Here is a 15,116-nt window from a genome sequence, read left to right on the forward strand (position 1 = left end):
CGCCCCCTTGATCACATCGCCCCGGAGGAAGCGCCGCCATGGATCTCGCGCTATCAGACGAACAGCAGATGATCGTCGATACGGTTCGCCGCTTCGTCGAAACCGAGATCTATCCCCATGAGGCCGAGGTCGAAAAAACCGGCCAGGTGCCGCCGGAACTGGGGGCGGAGATCAAACGCAAATGCCTGGACCTGGGTTTCTATGCCGCCAACCTGCCGGAGGCGGTCGGCGGGGGCGGCCTCGGTCACCTCGACTTTACCCTCTTGGAGCGCGAACTGGGCCGCGGATCGCAAGCCCTGACCGTTTTCTTCGGCCGTCCCTCCGGCATTCTCATGGCCTGCGAAGGCGAACAGCGCGAGCGCTACCTGCTGCCGACGGTGCGCGGCGAGAAGACCGACGCCCTGGCCATGACCGAACCCGACGCCGGCTCCGACGTCAGGGGCATGAAATGCGCGGCCCGCGAAGACCGCGGCGACTGGGTGATCAACGGCTCGAAGCATTTCATCAGCCATGCCGACATCGCCGACTTCGTCATCGCCTTCGTCGCCACGGGTGAGGAAGAAACTTCGCGGGGCCCAAAGAAACGCATCACCTGTTTTTTGGTCGACCGCGGCACGCCGGGTTTTGAGATCCGTCCCGGGTACAACTCGGTAAGCCACCGCGGTTATCACAACTGCATCCTCGATTTCGACAACTGCCGGATACCCAAGACCCAGATTCTGGGCGAAGTGCACCGCGGCTTCGACATCGCCAACACCTGGCTCTACGGCACCCGCCTGACGGTGGCGGCGATGAGTGTCGGGCGGGCGCGCCGTGCCTTTGATCTCGCCCTGCCCTACGCCGCCGAGCGCAAACAGTTCGGCCAGCCGATCGGGCGCTTCCAGGGCGTCTCCTTCAAGCTGGCCGACATGGTAACGGAGATCGACGCCGCCGACTGGCTGACCCTCGCCGCGGCCTGGCGGCTCGACAAAGGCCTGCCGGCCAACCGGGAGATTGCCAGCGCCAAACTCTACGCGACGGAGATGCTGGCCCGCGTCACCGACGAAGCCATCCAGATCTTCGGCGGCATGGGGCTGATGGACGACCTGCCGCTGGAGCGTTTCTGGCGTGACGCCCGGGTCGAACGCATCTGGGACGGCACCTCCGAGATCCAACGCCATATCATCTCCCGCGACCTGCTGCGCCCCCTGGGGTCCTAGGTCTTGCGGTCGCTCGAACGCCTGCTGCATCCGAAGACCATTGCCGTCATCGGCGGTGCGCAGGCCGCCGCCGTCATCGAGCAGTGCCGACGGCTGGGCTATGACGGCGAGATCTGGCCGCTGCACCCGACACGCCATGAAGTCGGCGGCCTTTCGGCGTTTCGCTCCCTCGCCGAGTTGCCCGCCGCCCCCGATGCCGCCTTCATCGGCGTGAACCGCGAGACAACAGTCGACCTCGTCGCCGGTCTCGCCGCCATGGGCGCCGGCGGCGCGGTCTGCTACGCCTCCGGGTTTCGCGAGGCCAGTGACGAAGGTGCCCGGCTGCAATCCGCCCTTGTCGAGGCAGCAGACCGGATGCCGGTGATCGGTCCGAACTGCTATGGGCTGATCAACTACGCAGCAGGCGCGGCCCTCTGGCCGGATCAACAGGGCGGGCAGCGCCTCGCCGCGGGCGAACGGGGCGTCGCCATTATCATGCAGTCGTCCAATATCGCCATCAACCTCACCATGCAGCGCCGCGGCCTGCCGCTCGCCTATATGCTGACCGCCGGCAATCAGGCCCAGACCGGCCTCTCCGACCTTGCATTGGCGGTACTGGACGATCCGGCCGTAACGGCTCTCGGCCTGCATATCGAAGGCATCGATTCCAGCACCGCCATGGAAGCCGTCGCGGCAAAGGCCCGAGACCTCAAAAAGCCCATCGTGGCCATGAAGATGGGGCGCAGCGCAGAAGCGCGGGCCGTCGGCCTTTCGCACTCCGCCTCCCTCGCCGGCAACGACCGCGCCGCCGACGCTTTCTTCCAGCGTCTCGGCATCGCCCGCGTCGACAGCCTGCCGAGCTTTCTGGAGACCCTGAAGCTGCTGCATATGATCGGACCGCTGCCAGGCAGGCGGTTGTCATCCATGAGCTGTTCCGGCGGTGAAGCCTGCCTGATGGCCGACGCCATCTCAGACCGCCGGGTGGCCTTCGGCGACATTGGAACCAGGGCACGGCAGGACCTGCAGCAGGTCCTCGGCCCCAAAGTCACAATCGCCCAACCTCTCGACTATCACACCTATATCTGGGCGGATCAGCCCGCCATGACCGCGGCCTTTCAGGCGATGTTCTCCGATGGCTTCGACCTCAATCTCGTGGTCTTGGATTTTCCCCGCGACGACCGCTGCGACACCGGGCTGTGGTGGCCGACCATCGAAGCGGCAGCCGAGGCCGCGGCGACCTGCAATGCCAGAACCGCCATCCTCGCCAGCCTGCCGGAGAACATGACCGAAGATCAGGCCAAAACCCTGATGCAACGCGACCTGGTGCCGCTCTGCGGCGTGACCGAGGCGCTCGACGCCGCCGAGGCCGCCGCGACGATCGGCGAGGCCTGGGCGCAGCCGGCGCCGATGCCGCTTCATCGAGGACGTGTTGCCTCATGCGAGAAACGGCACGCAGTTGACGAAGCCACAGCCAAGGTGCGGCTCAACCTGCATGGGATTGCTGTTCCGCAAGGCTGCCGGATCGATGATCTGTCTTCCGCTGCAGAGGCCGCCGAGCGCATCGGTTTCCCACTGGCATTGAAAGTCCTCGGCCTCGCCCACAAGAGCGACAGCGGCGGCCTGCGCCTCAACCTGAACAATCAGGCGGCGCTTGCGCAGGCCGTCGAAGATCTGCGCGGACTCGGCCAAGGTCTCTACCTGGAAGCCATGGTTGCGGCGCCGGTTTGCGAGGTTATCGTCGGCCTGACCCGCGATCCGCAGTTCGGCCTTGTGCTGACCCTCGGGATGGGTGGCGTCCTGGTGGAGATCCTGGACGACACGCGATGCCTACTGCTGCCGAGCAGCCGCGCCGAGTTGGCAGCATCCCTGGACAGCCTGCGCGCTGCGCCGCTGCTGAACGGCTACCGTGGCCGGGCGGCCGCAGACAAAGCCGCGCTGCTGGATCTCATCATGGCGGTGCAGGACTTCGCCCTGGCGAAGGAAACATCGCTCCTGGAACTGGACATCAACCCGGTTATCGTCTGTGCCGAAGGCGAGGGCGCTTTTGCCGCCGACGCTTTGATCATAGAAGAGGAAAGACCCCATGGCTCATTCAAAGCCTGACGTCGTCTCAACACAAAGGGAAGGCGGTGTTCTGTCGGTCATTCTGGACCGGCCCAAGGCCAACGCCATCGATCTCGCAACCAGCCGGATGATGGGCGAGACCTTCAAGACATTCCGCGATGATCCGGAGCTGCGGGTTGCGATCCTAAGCACAGCCGGCGACCGCTTCTTCTCCGCCGGCTGGGACCTGAAGGCAGCCGCGGCGGGCGATGCGGTCGACGGAGACTACGGCGTCGGCGGCTTCGGCGGGCTGCAGGAACTGCGCGGTCTCAACAAGCCGGTCATCGCCGCGGTGAACGGCATGGCGGTGGGCGGCGGCTTCGAACTGGCGCTGTCCTGCGATCTGATCCTGGCCTCGGAAGACGCAACTTTCGCTCTGCCGGAGATACGCGCAGGCACCCTCGCCGATGCGGCCACGGTGAAACTGCCCAAGCGGATGCCCTACCACGTTGCCATGGATCTGCTGCTCACCGGCCGCTGGATGGATGCAGCGGAGGCCAAGCACTGGGGCCTGGTGAACGAGGTGCTGCCGAAGGAAAAACTGATGGAGCGGGTCTGGGAATTGGCCCGCCTTCTGGAATCCGGCCCGCCGTTGGTCTTCGCCGCCATCAAGGAGGTTGCGCGGGAAGCCGAAGCGCTCAGTTTTCAGGACGCCATGAACCGGATCACCAAGCGCCAGTTCGCCACCGTCGATACACTCTACGGCAGCGAGGACGGCCTGGAGGGCTTCCGCGCCTTCGCGGAAAAGCGCGATCCGGTCTGGAAAGGCCGCTAGCAGACGGTCGGATCTGCATGCTGCAACGGCGGCGGATTGCTGCCAGAATGCGCCAGAGAACCCAGAATTGGGAGAACCCAGAATTGGGAGAACCCAGAATTGGGAGAACGCAGGATGGGAGCGTGAGGAAATGCCCGGACCGCTTGACGGCTTCAAGGTAATCGATCTGACAACCATGGTCTCCGGCCCCCTGGGAACCATGATCCTGGCCGACCAGGGCGCCGATGTGATCAAGGTGGAAACCCCCAACGGAGGCGACCACACGCGGCAGGTGGCAACTCGGCGCAACGGCTTCTCCGCCTCGTTTCTCAACAACAACCGCAACAAGCGCTCCATCGCCCTCAACCTGAAGACGCCGGAGGGCCTGGAAGCCGTAAAGCGACTGGTGCGCGACGCCGACGTTTTCATCCAGAACTTCCGGCCCGGGGTGATCGAGCGCCTGGGTCTGGGTTACGAAGTCCTGCGCGACCTCAACCCCAAGCTCGTCTATGCCTCCATCAGCGGTTTCGGTTTCGAAGGGCCCTTTGCCCAGAAGCCGGTTTTCGATCCGCTCATCCAGTGCCTCTCGGGGCTCACCACCGTGCAGGCCGGCGCCGATGAAGAGCGCCCGCGCCTGGTGCGCACGATCCTGCCGGACAAGCTGACCGGCTTTGCCATGGCGCAGGCGGTCTGCGCCGCGCTGCTGGCGCGCAGCCGCACGGGCGAGGGGCAGCACATCCGCCTGTCGATGCTCGACGCGGTCTTGTCGTTTCTCTGGGGTTCCGACATGGGCGGTCATACCTTCGTCGGCGACGAGATGGAGAAGGAGACGGCGCAGAGCTTCATCGACCTGATCTATGAAACCAAGGATGGTTTCATCTCCGTTGCCGTCATGCGCCACAAGGAGTGGTGCGGCCTCGCCCGTGCCGCCGGGCGGCCCGAGTGGCTCGATGATCCGCGTTTCCAGGACTCTGAAGGCCTGGACCGGCACAAACACGCCCGCCTGGAACTGACCCAGGAGGCGCTGAGGGAACGCACAGCCGAAGACTGGATCGAACGCCTGGAAGCGGAGGGCGTGCCCTGCGCCCCGGTGCTGACCCGGCGCGAAGCGATCCGCCATCCCCAGGCCGCCGCCAACGGCATCGTTATGGAAAACGACCATCCGGTGGCGGGCCGCCTGCGTCAGGCACGCCCGCCTGCCGTCTTCTCTGCGACCTCGCCGGAGCATCGTTTCGGCGCCCCGCCTCTGGGCGGCCACACGCGGGAGATATTGGCAGCGGCCGGTTACGCGGCAGCAGAGATCGAAGCGATGATCGAAAACGGCAGCGCCGCCGAAAGCAATCCCAGGAACGAGGACGCCGCATGATCGACTTCTACTTCGCCCCGACGCCGAACGGCTGGAAGGTCGCCATCATGCTGGAGGAGTGCGGCCTGCCCTACCGCACCCACCTGATGAAGCTTTCCGAGGGCGATCAGTTCAAACCCGACTATCTGGCGATCAGCCCCAACGCCAAGATGCCGGCCATCGTCGACAACGATACGGGAGGCGACACGGTCAGCGTCTTCGAAAGCGGCGCCATCCTGTTCTACCTTGCGGAAAAAACCGGGCGTTTCATGCCCGACAGCCCGCTGGGCCGCAAAGAGACACTGGAATGGCTGTTCTGGCAGGTCGGTAACCAGGGGCCCATGGCCGGCCAACTCAGCCACTTCAAGAACTACGCGCCCGAGGGAGAGGACTACGGCTTCAAACGCTATCTCGGCGAATACGAACGCAATCTCGCGGTTCTGGAACGGCGGCTGGCGGATCGCGACTACATTCTGGGCGACTACTCCATCGCCGACATGATCGCCTTTCCCTGGGTCTTCATCGCCAAGCCTTTGGGCTCCAAGCTCGACGATTTCCCCCGCGTCGCGGACTGGCGCGGGCGCATCAAAGAGCGTCCGGCGGTACGCCGCGCCATCGATCTGCACAAGGACAAACAGAACCGCGGCAAACACACGGCTGAGAACAACAGCCTGCTGTTCAATCAGACGGCCGCGCACCTGAAAGCCGACACGCGCTGAACGGACAGCAACAAATCTGACGCAAATCCTTCATCGGCAGGACGCATGCTTACGCCAAGTTGGATATTTACCCGCTTTACGGAGAATCCGATGTTCCGCCCTCTTCTCGCCGTCGGCCTGACGGCCGGTGCTGCCTTGCTCGCCCCGGCGGCCCTGGCGCCCGCCAAGGCGACCGAGCCCTTTACCCGCATTGCCTCTTTCCCGATCTTTCAGAACCTGCCCGAAGGGACGGATCCGACGACAGAAACGGTCGCTGAGATCGTTACCTCGGCGATGGACGGCAAGCTGCTGGTCTATACCGACTCCGAACTGGAAGCCATCGGCAAGGTCGATATCAGCGATCCCGCCAATCCCGAGGCCGCCGGCGTCATCATGCTCGGCGGCGAGCCCACCTCGGTCGCGGTTCTGGGCAAGCACGCCTACGTCGGCGTGAATACCTCGGAAAGCTATGAGGAGCCCTCCGGCCACGTCGCGGTCATCGAGATTGAAAGCGGCAAGATCGCAGCCACCTGCGATGTGCAAGGCCAGCCCGACAGCGTGGCGATCAGCCCCGACGGCAGCCAACTGGCCATCGCGATCGAAAACGAGCGCGACGAAGACCTGAACGACGGCGTAATCCCGCAGTTGCCCGCCGGGCATCTCGCCAGCTTCCGGATCGACGGCTCCGGTGCGCTGGCCAACTGTGCGGCGGTGACGGTGACCGACCTGACCGGTCTGGCCGAAGTCGCACCGACCGACCCGGAACCGGAGTTCGTCGCGATCAACGGCCGCAATCAGGCCGTGGTCACCCTGCAGGAAAACAACCACATCGCCGTGGTCGATCTGACCGCCAACAAGGTGATGTCTCACTTCTCCGCCGGCGCCGTCGATCTCGACGGCATCGATGCCACCCGCGACGGCATCATCAGCCTCACCGAAAGCAAGACCGGCCTACGGCGCGAACCCGATGCGGTGGCCTGGCTGGACGACAATCGTTTCGTCACCGCCAACGAGGGGGACTACGAAGGCGGTTCCCGCGGCTTCAGCGTTTTCTCCGCCGATGGCAGCCTTCTGTATGATTCCGGTACGCTGACCGAACGCCTCGCCGCTTCCCTGGGCCACTACCCGGAAAAACGCTCGGGCAAGAAGGGCAGCGAGCCCGAAGGCGTGGCGGTCGGAACTTTTGCCGGCGAGCGCCTCGTCATGGTCGGCCTTGAGCGCGCCAACCTCGTCGTTCTTTTCCGCGACGCCGGCGACGGCGGCATGGAACTGCTGCAGGCCCTGCCCTCCGGCGGTGTCGGTCCCGAGGGGATCACGACAGTTGCATCACGCGGCCTGATCGCCATCTCCAATGAGAAGGACAGCGCCGAAGACAAGCTGCGCTCGACCATTGCGATCTACCAGCAGGGCGGTGAGGGTCCGGTACTGCCGCAGATCGTCTCCGCCGACGGACCAAACGGCGCCCCCATCGGCTGGGGCGCGCTCTCCGGTCTCGCCGCCAATCCGAGCGATCCCTCGATCCTCTATGCGGTGAACGACAGCTTCTACAGCGTCGGCAATGTCTACACCCTGGACGTTTCCGCCGAGCCCGCCCGCATCATCGCAGCGCAAACCATCACCAGGAACGGTGCGCCGGTCGAAAATCTCGATCTCGAAGGCATCGCTGCGGCGCCCGACGGCAGCTTCTACGTCGCCTCCGAAGGCCACCCCAAGAAGGATCGGCCCAGCCTGATCCTTCATGTCCTGCCCGACGGCGAAGTGGCGCGGGAGATCAGGCTGCCGGAGGCGCTGGAGTCAGCCAAAAAGCGCTTCGGCCTGGAAGGCGTGGCATTGGACGACAACAGGCTCTATGTCGCGGTCCAGCGGGAATGGAACGACGACCCCAAGGGCATGACCAAGATCCTGAGCCTGGATCTGGGCAGCGACACCTGGGGCGTCATGCACTATCCGCTCGACAAGCCGGAAAGCGCCGCCGGCGGATGGGTCGGCCTCAGCGAAATCGCCGCCCTGGGCAATGGCCGCTTCGCCATTCTGGAGCGCGACAACCAGGCCGGCACCGAGGCCGCCATCAAGCGGGTCTATGAAATCGACCTCGACGGCGTCACGGCGGCACCGCTTGGCCAGACCCCGCCGGTGCTGACCAAGTCCCTGGCCATCGACCTGCTGCCAGAGCTGCAGGCGGTCAACGGCTGGACTGCGGACAAGGTGGAAGGCCTGACCCTCGCCGCCGACGGCCAACTCTATGCGGTCACCGACAACGACGGCGTCGATGACTCTCCCGGCGAGAGCCTTTTCCTGCGCCTCGGCACCGCCAACGAACGGCAGGCGAGCAAGTAGGCAAAGCGCCTCCCAAGTGGAAAAACAGACCCCGGATCGAAAGGTCCGGGGTTTTCCTTGCCGGGCTGACGCGATGGCGGCTCGTGAGGTAGGCTGACCCGATTCTGTGGACTGTTCACACAAAGGCGGGCAAACGCTTGTTAGGCGGCAACAGACCTTCGTCAGCCGGAATGAACCCCTGGCGATCCTTTTGGCGGCCAAGCAGGGGCAGCCTCGCTGTCCTGCTGCCCGTGTTTCTGATGCCCATGTCGGCTGCGGCCTCGGAGCCTGTCACCGATGATACCCTTCGGCAGGCTGGCGCCCTGCTGCGCGCCACGGCCGACGAGTTGTGCCCGGCAGTCTTCACAGATCCGCAGAACCTCGCGGTCGAGGCTGCGGGCCCGCTGCAGGGCTATGGGGTGGGCTCCGTCAACGACCGCGGTCCGGCGGCTGGATGGGTCAGGCGGGAAGTGCTGTTGGAGAAACCCGGCAGCGATCTGACACTCACCCTCGAAGCGACGCGCGCGGGTGGCACGCTCCGCCGGCTCTCCTTCACCGTGCTCGGCCAAACCGGCGAGCGCCCGCTGATGACCGCCTTGGCCGATGGAAGCTGCAGCATCCATCACGGCCGTGCCTTGCAGTATGACGATGGGAGCAGTGCCGGCACCCTGCTCCACCTCACAGCGGACCTGACGCAGATCGAAACCACCGAAGCGCTGAACCCGCCGGTTCCGGCGGGCAAGGACCCCGGCGGCGTCACCGTCGCCCATATCGACAGCGGCGTGAACTACCTGCTGCCGGAGATAACGGCACGACTGGCCCGCGATGAAAAAGGAAGGGCCCTCGGCCGCGACTTCTGGGACCGCGACGACAGGCCTTTCGACGGCGACACCGGACGCTCCCCCTTTTTTCCGATCCGTCACGGAACGCCGGTCGCGAGCCTGCTGGTGGACGAGGCGCCGGATATCCGCCTCCTCCCCTACCGCTACCCGCGCCCGGACATGACCCGCATGGGTGAGATCGTCTCGGCCGCCGTTGCCGCGAAGGCGCGCGTCGTTGCGCTGCCCATGGGAAGCCGGCAACGCGAAGACTGGGAGAGCTTCGCCGCCGCCGCGGAGCGTCACAGCGATTTGCTTTTCATCGTCTCGGCCGGTAACGACGGGCGCGACATCGACGCCAATCCGCTCTACCCGGCCAGCCTTGCCTTGGAGAACATGATCGTCGTCACCTCCGCCGATGCCTTCGGGCGCTTGGCCGCCGGCTCCAACTGGGGCGCGACATCGGTCGATCTGATGGTGCCGGCCGAACAGCTCGAGGTCATCGACTATCGCGGCGCCCGGGGCCGTGCCTCCGGCTCCAGCTATGCCGTCCCCCGGGTGGCGGCCATGGCGGCACGCCTGTCGGCCGCCCATCCGGATTGGCAGGCGGCGGAGCTGAAGCAAGCTATACTGGCGCGCGCCGTGGCCCCTTTGCAGCGCGGCGCCGCGAAGGTCGCGGCCGGATGGATTCCCAATCCGGCCGAAGACAATTGATCTTAGTTGGTGATCTCAGTTGGCCAGCTTCGGCGGCCTGGGCGGCGGCTCGCGCAGGAAACGCTCCGCCGCCGGGGCGGTCTGCGGATTGATCTGCTTCAGACGCTCGAAAGCCCGTTGCGCCAAGGCTGTATCTCCCGCCCAGGTTCCGGCCTGAATGGCAAAGCGCAGCACCTGCAGATCGTCGCCGGCCCGTTCCATCAACCAATGCAGATGGGGCAGTTCGGCCTCATAGTCGCGCAGCAGGTGATGGGTAATTACCAGGCCCAGGCGTGTGTTGATCGCATTGGGGTCTTCGGCAAGGCCCCGCTCGAAAAGCGCCACCGCCGCTTCGCCCGCACCGCCACGGCCCAAGGTCTGCCCGGCAAGATCGAAAAGCTGGCGGTTCCCGCTGCGCCCGCAGGCAGTGGCGATGGCCTTGGCCTGCTGTGCATCGAGGCGTCCACGGGTTACCTGATGATTCTCGATCAGCGTGGTGCAGATACGGATCGCCGCACCGATCTCGGCACTTTCTTCGGCGAAGTCGGGACCGCTTTTCGCTTCCAGCGCCGCCAGTGCCGTCGCCGGGACGGCCTCGAAGCGGCCCTCGCCACCGGAAGCGACGATACCCACAAGGTAGCCCTCGGCGTTCACCAGCGCACCGCCGCTGTTGCCCGGCTGGCTGTAGGCAGTGTGGTGCAGACGGGCCAGGGAATGGTCCTGCGCCGGCAAAGCCGTCACCGCACCCGCGTCATAGGCACGGATCTGCTGCCGCCCGACATCGGCGCCAACGGTAAAGAGCGCGCTGTCGGGCTGCGCCTCGGACACCGCGAGGCTGGGTCCGGGCGGCAGACCGCCCGCCTCCAGGAAAACCAGATCGGCGCGGTAGCCACTGGGGATCACCTGCGCCGTTATCGGCGTGCCGTCGGCCAGAAAAAGCGTCACGTCCTTTTCGTCCGCCACCACATGGCGGGCCGTCACGAGGCGGTTCGGCCCGATCCGCACGGCTGAGCCAACCGGATCGAAAGCGGAGATCGCAAAGACGGCGCTGCGCGAGTCGCAGACAGCTTCCGGCTGATCGCAGGCGGCAAGCTGCGCAGCGGCCGGTGTTGCGCCGAGCAGCGCCAGAACAACAACGGCAAAGGATAGGAGCCGCCGGGCCGCAACAGCTCTTGAGCTTATGGCGAAAGCCGCCATGGAATCTACCAGCTTCCCGTGTTCTCCATCGAAGACCAGGGTTCGGCCGGTGCCAGGTTGTCGCCTTTCTGGAGCAGTTCCACCGAAATGCCGTCGGGCGAGCGCACAAAGGCCATGTGCCCGTCACGCGGCGGGCGGTTGATCACCACACCGCCGTCCTGCAGTTTCTGGCAGAGCCCGTAGATGTCATCGACGACGTAGGCCAGATGCCCGAAGTTGCGGCCGCCGTCATAGTCTTCGGGATCCCAATTGTAGGTCAGTTCGACCAGGGGCGCCTTTTCCTCCCGGGCCCGGTCCTCATCCTCCGGCGCCGCCAGAAAGACCAGGGTGAAGCGGCCTTTCTCGCTGTCCATGCGGCGGACTTCCTTGAGCCCGAGGAGGTTGCAGTAGAAATTCAACGAGGCATCCAGGTCTTTCACCCGAACCATGGTGTGCAGATAGCGCAAGAGCTCTCCCTTTCAATCGGTTGCGGCGCCACCGGGACCTTATCGGAGCACTTTGCCTTGTCAAAGCACTGGGATGGTATCGCCGCGCGTCTGTCGTCTTGCCCCGCGACCGGGGGCGCAACCTCTAAAATAGGCGCAAGCGGCGAAATCGCAAACCTTCAACCGAGATCCGGCGTTCCCAAGAGGCCAGGAACCGACGGCACCTGATCCAGGGCCCATTTCATCTGCTGCCTTTCAAAGGCAGACAGGTCCCCGGGGACGACTTTGTTGGACAAGGGAATGCCGCTTTCGATGTCGCGAAGCTGCTGATCCAGAATCAGGTCCAACAAGATGCGATGGGCTTCCAGCAGATTGTCGATGGTCTCCTCGGAAGCAAGGCTCAGCGCCCGAAAGGCCTTGAAGCGCTCCGGCGTCGAACGGGCTGTCAGGCTATGCCGCAAGGCAAGCACCCGGGCGGCGGAAAACAGCGGCATGATGCCACCGAGCTTCAGGTCGACGCGGCCGTCGCGGGTCTGCAAGCGGCCGAACCAGCCAACCGGCAAATCGAACCGGCTGGCATTCAGCGCCAGCAGGTTCAGGAAGGTCCGCGACTTTCCGGCGATTTCCAGGGCTTCCCGGCGCAAGCTGTCGGCCAGTGCGACATCACCGTGCACCGGGACCGCATCGAAAAAAATGTCGCAGTTCAAGATATCCTCGGGCCGGGAGCGGGAGATCCACGAGCGGACAGCCTCGCGCCAACCCTCAAGATCCTTGCGCCAATTGGCCTTCGAGGCCATCACGCCGCCCTTACAGTAGACCACCCCGGCATCGTTCAGGATGTCGGCGACGCGCTGCCCCAGTTCCTCGAACCATTGATCGGCGCTACCACCGGCAGCCCCTTCGCTGAAAACGATAGCATTGTCCTGATCCATGGCCAGCAGGCTTTCACCCCGTCCGCCGGAGCCGAGCACAAGCATGGCGTAAGGCACAGGCGGCCCGCCCTTGCCGTCGCCGGCCATATCACGCTCCGCCAGTTCACAGGCCCGCCGCGTCAAAGCCCGCAACTCCCGCGAGATGATGGCCGCAACGTCGCGGGCATCGACATCCTCGTGCACCAGCACCCGGGCAATAGTGGTCAGATCCGACCAGATGCGCCCGAGTTCGGCCGAGCTATCCGCCGCCTCGATCGAATCGCCGAGAGACACCGCATCTTCAGCGCGCTGGCGCAGCAGGTCGCGGGCGGAGAGCGCACCGACCAGCTCTCCCGACGGATCGGCGACACCGAGATGGCGAAAACCCTTGGTGGACATGCGCGAAAGCGCCCGGTAGACGAATTCGTCGCTGCCGATGGTGACCAGGGGAAACTGGCCGAAAGCCGACACCGGCTGCTCAAGCGCCGCGGCCCCCCTGGCATCAAGAGCCCGCAACACGTCCCGCTCTGTGACGATGCCGTAATTCTCGTCTTTCGACCCGGCATCTGCAGCAGTGGGCGCAATGAAGAGCGAGCTGACCTTCTTCCCCGCCATCATCGACAGCGTTTCCCGCAGGCTGGCATCGGCCGCCACGACCAGCGGCGGCGCGGCCATGATGTCCGCAACGCGGTGGCGATAGGGGAAACTGTCGACCTGCGCGAATTCCGCAACACGCGACCGGCCGGGCTCATCATCGCCCCCGACGCCCTGCCAGCCGGCCTTGGCCTCTTCCTCCAGGCGGGCGGTGAGAGAGCGGCAGCCGCGTTCCGCCTCGGCAAGGGTGGAAATGCCCCGCTTGCGCAGCAGAGGGATCAAAGACAGGAAAATCTGCGCCGTCAGCACGGCATCGCCGAGGGCGCGGTGACGGTCCCTGACCTTCAGCCCGAGCCAGGCAGCGATGGTTTCAAGAGAGGGATCGGGCAGGTTGGGACCCAGCAACTGGACCAGATGCCGCACACAAAGGCTGCGCGGCGCCTGCCAGGGCATGGCATTCCTTTCATGTTCGGCCTTGAGGATCGCCAGGTCGAAGCCGATGGAAAACCCGATGACCACCGCCGGTCCGCTCCATTTCACGAAGTCCCCCATGGCTTCGGCAAACCCGGGGGCCGCGGCCACATCGGCATCGCCGATGTGATGGATTTCCGAGGAGCCCGGCGGGATTGCGATCCCGGGATTGACCAGCGCCGAGTAGGTTTCGACCTCCTCTATCCAGCTGCCGCTCAGGCGCACGGCACCGAATTCGATAACCCGGTCCTGGGTCACATTCAGGCCGGTGGTCTCCGTGTCCAGGACCACCGCCGGCAGGGCAGCCAGCGGCAAGGCCGAAATACTCGTCTGTGTGCTTACAAAGCTCATTGGCCAGAACTCATTGGCGCTTCCCCCGCCGCGCAACGCGCCGCTCACTATAGGGCCAAACGGCCTGTTTCAGGATTTGATCCGGATCAATTGCCCGATGGCCGAAAGCTGCTTAGATCCCCCGCAACACGTGAACTGTCGATACGTTTTTCAAACTGGGCGCGCACGTCCCGCCAGGCGAACTTGATGGAGTTTTCGACGATTTCCTTGTCTTCACGCTTCAGGTTCGGCGCAATCGGCGCCCATTTGTAGAGCGCGGCGGGGCTTGCGGTGAAGAGATGCCGCACCGGCAGATCGCTGTACCAATCCACAAAGGCCAGACGCTTTTCGAAATCAGCCAGGGAGTCGGATACCGAGAAAGCTTCGATGTTGCGGGCCTGTTCCGCGTTATCCGCCAGTCCGCGCTTCAGACAGCGAAGCGCCAGGTCACGGTAGACCTTATCGTCCACCGCCTCGGCCTGCAGGGATCGGATTGCTGCATAGACCGAGAGGTCTGAAAGACAGGCCACATAGATGTTGATTTTGGCGATATCAATGGAGGCAATCAGAACGTCATCTTCGAACATACTCGGATAGCGCGTACCCATCCGCGCCTTAAGATAGCCGTAGAGGGACTTTTGAGCGATGAAAGCCGCCCGCGTGGAAACGAAGGAACACACGCCATCGACACTGTCGATGGGCCCCGAGTCGCGCCGGATGGTCAAGCGGGCGACAAGCTCCGGGAGAAAAGCAACCACTTTCTTCAGTAACGGGTTCACGCCGCAAAGTCCCTTTTCCGGCGGGGTTCAGCGTGTTGTTTCGCCGCAGCGATCAAGTTCAACCATAGGATCATCGTAGCCGGTACTACTAAGGTTTTCATTTTCGTACAATCATGATCTACTCCCACTGCTTTGCGTTGAGCGTTCGAGTATTGGGATAGATTCGAGCAAGCACTTGCGAAGTCCTAATGATTTAAGCCATCGAAAGACGGCACTAGGGGGAGTAAACATGTCCGACATAAGCAGTGAAGCCAAAGCGCGCCACTGGTCCAGGACCCGTGGCCTGACGATTTTGGTTCTAGTGATCTGGGCGATCTTCGCCTTCATCCTGCCTTGGAATGCAAAGGCATTGAATGAAATTTCCTTCCTTGGCTTTCCTCTTGGGTACTACCTGATTGTCCAGGGATCGCTGATCGTTTTCGTCCTGCTGATTTTCTTCCAGAATTGGCGCCAGGATGCGATCGACGATGAAGCCGGCGTCGGCGAAGAATAAGGGGGGCTAGA

General features: G+C 64.3%; 12 protein-coding genes. 8 read left to right on the plus strand and 4 right to left on the minus strand.

Annotated elements, in window-relative coordinates:
- Positions 1 to 38: 38 nt before the first annotated feature.
- From ACP146_RS19705 to ACP146_RS19735, 7 genes are all read left to right on the plus strand, one after another.
- Positions 39 to 1,199, plus strand: coding sequence for an acyl-CoA dehydrogenase family protein (locus tag ACP146_RS19705; protein WP_422368467.1), 1,161 nt, complete (start codon positions 39 to 41; stop codon positions 1,197 to 1,199).
- A gap of 3 nt (positions 1,200 to 1,202) precedes the next feature.
- Positions 1,203 to 3,281: an acetate--CoA ligase family protein gene (locus ACP146_RS19710; protein ID WP_422368468.1), complete on the plus strand. Its 2,079-nt coding sequence runs from the start codon at positions 1,203 to 1,205 to the stop codon at positions 3,279 to 3,281.
- Positions 3,262 to 4,056: a carnitinyl-CoA dehydratase gene (locus ACP146_RS19715; RefSeq protein WP_422368469.1), complete on the plus strand. Its 795-nt coding sequence runs from the start codon at positions 3,262 to 3,264 to the stop codon at positions 4,054 to 4,056. The genes ACP146_RS19710 and ACP146_RS19715 overlap by 20 nt, the downstream gene beginning before the upstream one ends.
- 130 nt (positions 4,057 to 4,186) lie before the next feature.
- On the plus strand, positions 4,187 to 5,401 hold the full coding sequence (locus tag ACP146_RS19720; protein ID WP_422368470.1) for a CaiB/BaiF CoA transferase family protein: 1,215 nt from the start codon (positions 4,187 to 4,189) through the stop codon (positions 5,399 to 5,401).
- Positions 5,398 to 6,099 (plus strand): glutathione S-transferase family protein, encoded by a 702-nt coding sequence (locus ACP146_RS19725; RefSeq protein ID WP_422368471.1) that lies wholly within the window; start codon positions 5,398 to 5,400, stop codon positions 6,097 to 6,099. The genes ACP146_RS19720 and ACP146_RS19725 overlap by 4 nt, the downstream gene beginning before the upstream one ends.
- Positions 6,100 to 6,189: 90 nt before the next feature.
- Positions 6,190 to 8,415, plus strand: coding sequence for an esterase-like activity of phytase family protein (locus tag ACP146_RS19730; RefSeq protein ID WP_422368472.1), 2,226 nt, complete (start codon positions 6,190 to 6,192; stop codon positions 8,413 to 8,415).
- 245 nt (positions 8,416 to 8,660) lie between these two features.
- Positions 8,661 to 9,926: a S8 family serine peptidase gene (locus tag ACP146_RS19735; protein ID WP_422368473.1), complete on the plus strand. Its 1,266-nt coding sequence runs from the start codon at positions 8,661 to 8,663 to the stop codon at positions 9,924 to 9,926.
- A 15-nt stretch (positions 9,927 to 9,941) separates the two neighbouring features.
- On the opposite strand, the gene ACP146_RS19740 is transcribed toward ACP146_RS19735, so the two are convergent.
- The 4 genes from ACP146_RS19740 to ACP146_RS19755 form a co-directional block, all read right to left on the minus strand.
- Positions 9,942 to 11,102: a trypsin-like peptidase domain-containing protein gene (locus ACP146_RS19740; protein WP_422368474.1), complete on the minus strand. Its 1,161-nt coding sequence runs from the start codon at positions 11,100 to 11,102 to the stop codon at positions 9,942 to 9,944.
- A gap of 5 nt (positions 11,103 to 11,107) precedes the next feature.
- The gene (gene gloA, locus ACP146_RS19745; protein WP_422368475.1) at positions 11,108 to 11,548 is read right to left on the minus strand and encodes a lactoylglutathione lyase; all 441 of its coding nucleotides are present in this window, start codon (positions 11,546 to 11,548) and stop codon (positions 11,108 to 11,110) included.
- Between the two features lie 158 nt (positions 11,549 to 11,706).
- Positions 11,707 to 13,854, minus strand: a complete 2,148-nt coding sequence (locus tag ACP146_RS19750; RefSeq protein ID WP_422368476.1) for a DUF294 nucleotidyltransferase-like domain-containing protein — start codon at positions 13,852 to 13,854, stop codon at positions 11,707 to 11,709.
- Positions 13,855 to 13,940: 86 nt separating this feature from the next.
- Positions 13,941 to 14,612 (minus strand): hypothetical protein, encoded by a 672-nt coding sequence (locus ACP146_RS19755; protein WP_422368477.1) that lies wholly within the window; start codon positions 14,610 to 14,612, stop codon positions 13,941 to 13,943.
- A 229-nt stretch (positions 14,613 to 14,841) separates the two neighbouring features.
- On the opposite strand from ACP146_RS19755, the gene ACP146_RS19760 reads away from it, so the two are divergent.
- Complete coding sequence (locus tag ACP146_RS19760; RefSeq protein ID WP_422368478.1) at positions 14,842 to 15,105, plus strand: DUF4212 domain-containing protein; 264 nt, start codon at positions 14,842 to 14,844, stop codon at positions 15,103 to 15,105.
- The last annotated feature ends 11 nt before the right edge of the window (positions 15,106 to 15,116 follow it).

The sequence above is a fragment of the Pelagibius sp. genome, assembly GCF_965249265.1.
Lineage (GTDB): Bacteria > Pseudomonadota > Alphaproteobacteria > Kiloniellales > Kiloniellaceae > Pelagibius.

Coding starts and splice junctions, on each gene's coding strand:
- ACP146_RS19760 (WP_422368478.1), top strand. CDS start 14,842: ATGTCCGACATAAGCAGTGAAGCCAAAGCGCGCCACTGGTCCAGGACC.
- ACP146_RS19730 (WP_422368472.1), top strand. CDS start 6,190: ATGTTCCGCCCTCTTCTCGCCGTCGGCCTGACGGCCGGTGCTGCCTTG.
- ACP146_RS19725 (WP_422368471.1), top strand. CDS start 5,398: ATGATCGACTTCTACTTCGCCCCGACGCCGAACGGCTGGAAGGTCGCC.
- ACP146_RS19750 (WP_422368476.1), bottom strand. CDS start 13,854: ATGAGCTTTGTAAGCACACAGACGAGTATTTCGGCCTTGCCGCTGGCT.
- ACP146_RS19735 (WP_422368473.1), top strand. CDS start 8,661: ATGTCGGCTGCGGCCTCGGAGCCTGTCACCGATGATACCCTTCGGCAG.
- ACP146_RS19705 (WP_422368467.1), top strand. CDS start 39: ATGGATCTCGCGCTATCAGACGAACAGCAGATGATCGTCGATACGGTT.
- ACP146_RS19715 (WP_422368469.1), top strand. CDS start 3,262: ATGGCTCATTCAAAGCCTGACGTCGTCTCAACACAAAGGGAAGGCGGT.
- ACP146_RS19720 (WP_422368470.1), top strand. CDS start 4,187: ATGCCCGGACCGCTTGACGGCTTCAAGGTAATCGATCTGACAACCATG.
- ACP146_RS19740 (WP_422368474.1), bottom strand. CDS start 11,102: ATGGCGGCTTTCGCCATAAGCTCAAGAGCTGTTGCGGCCCGGCGGCTC.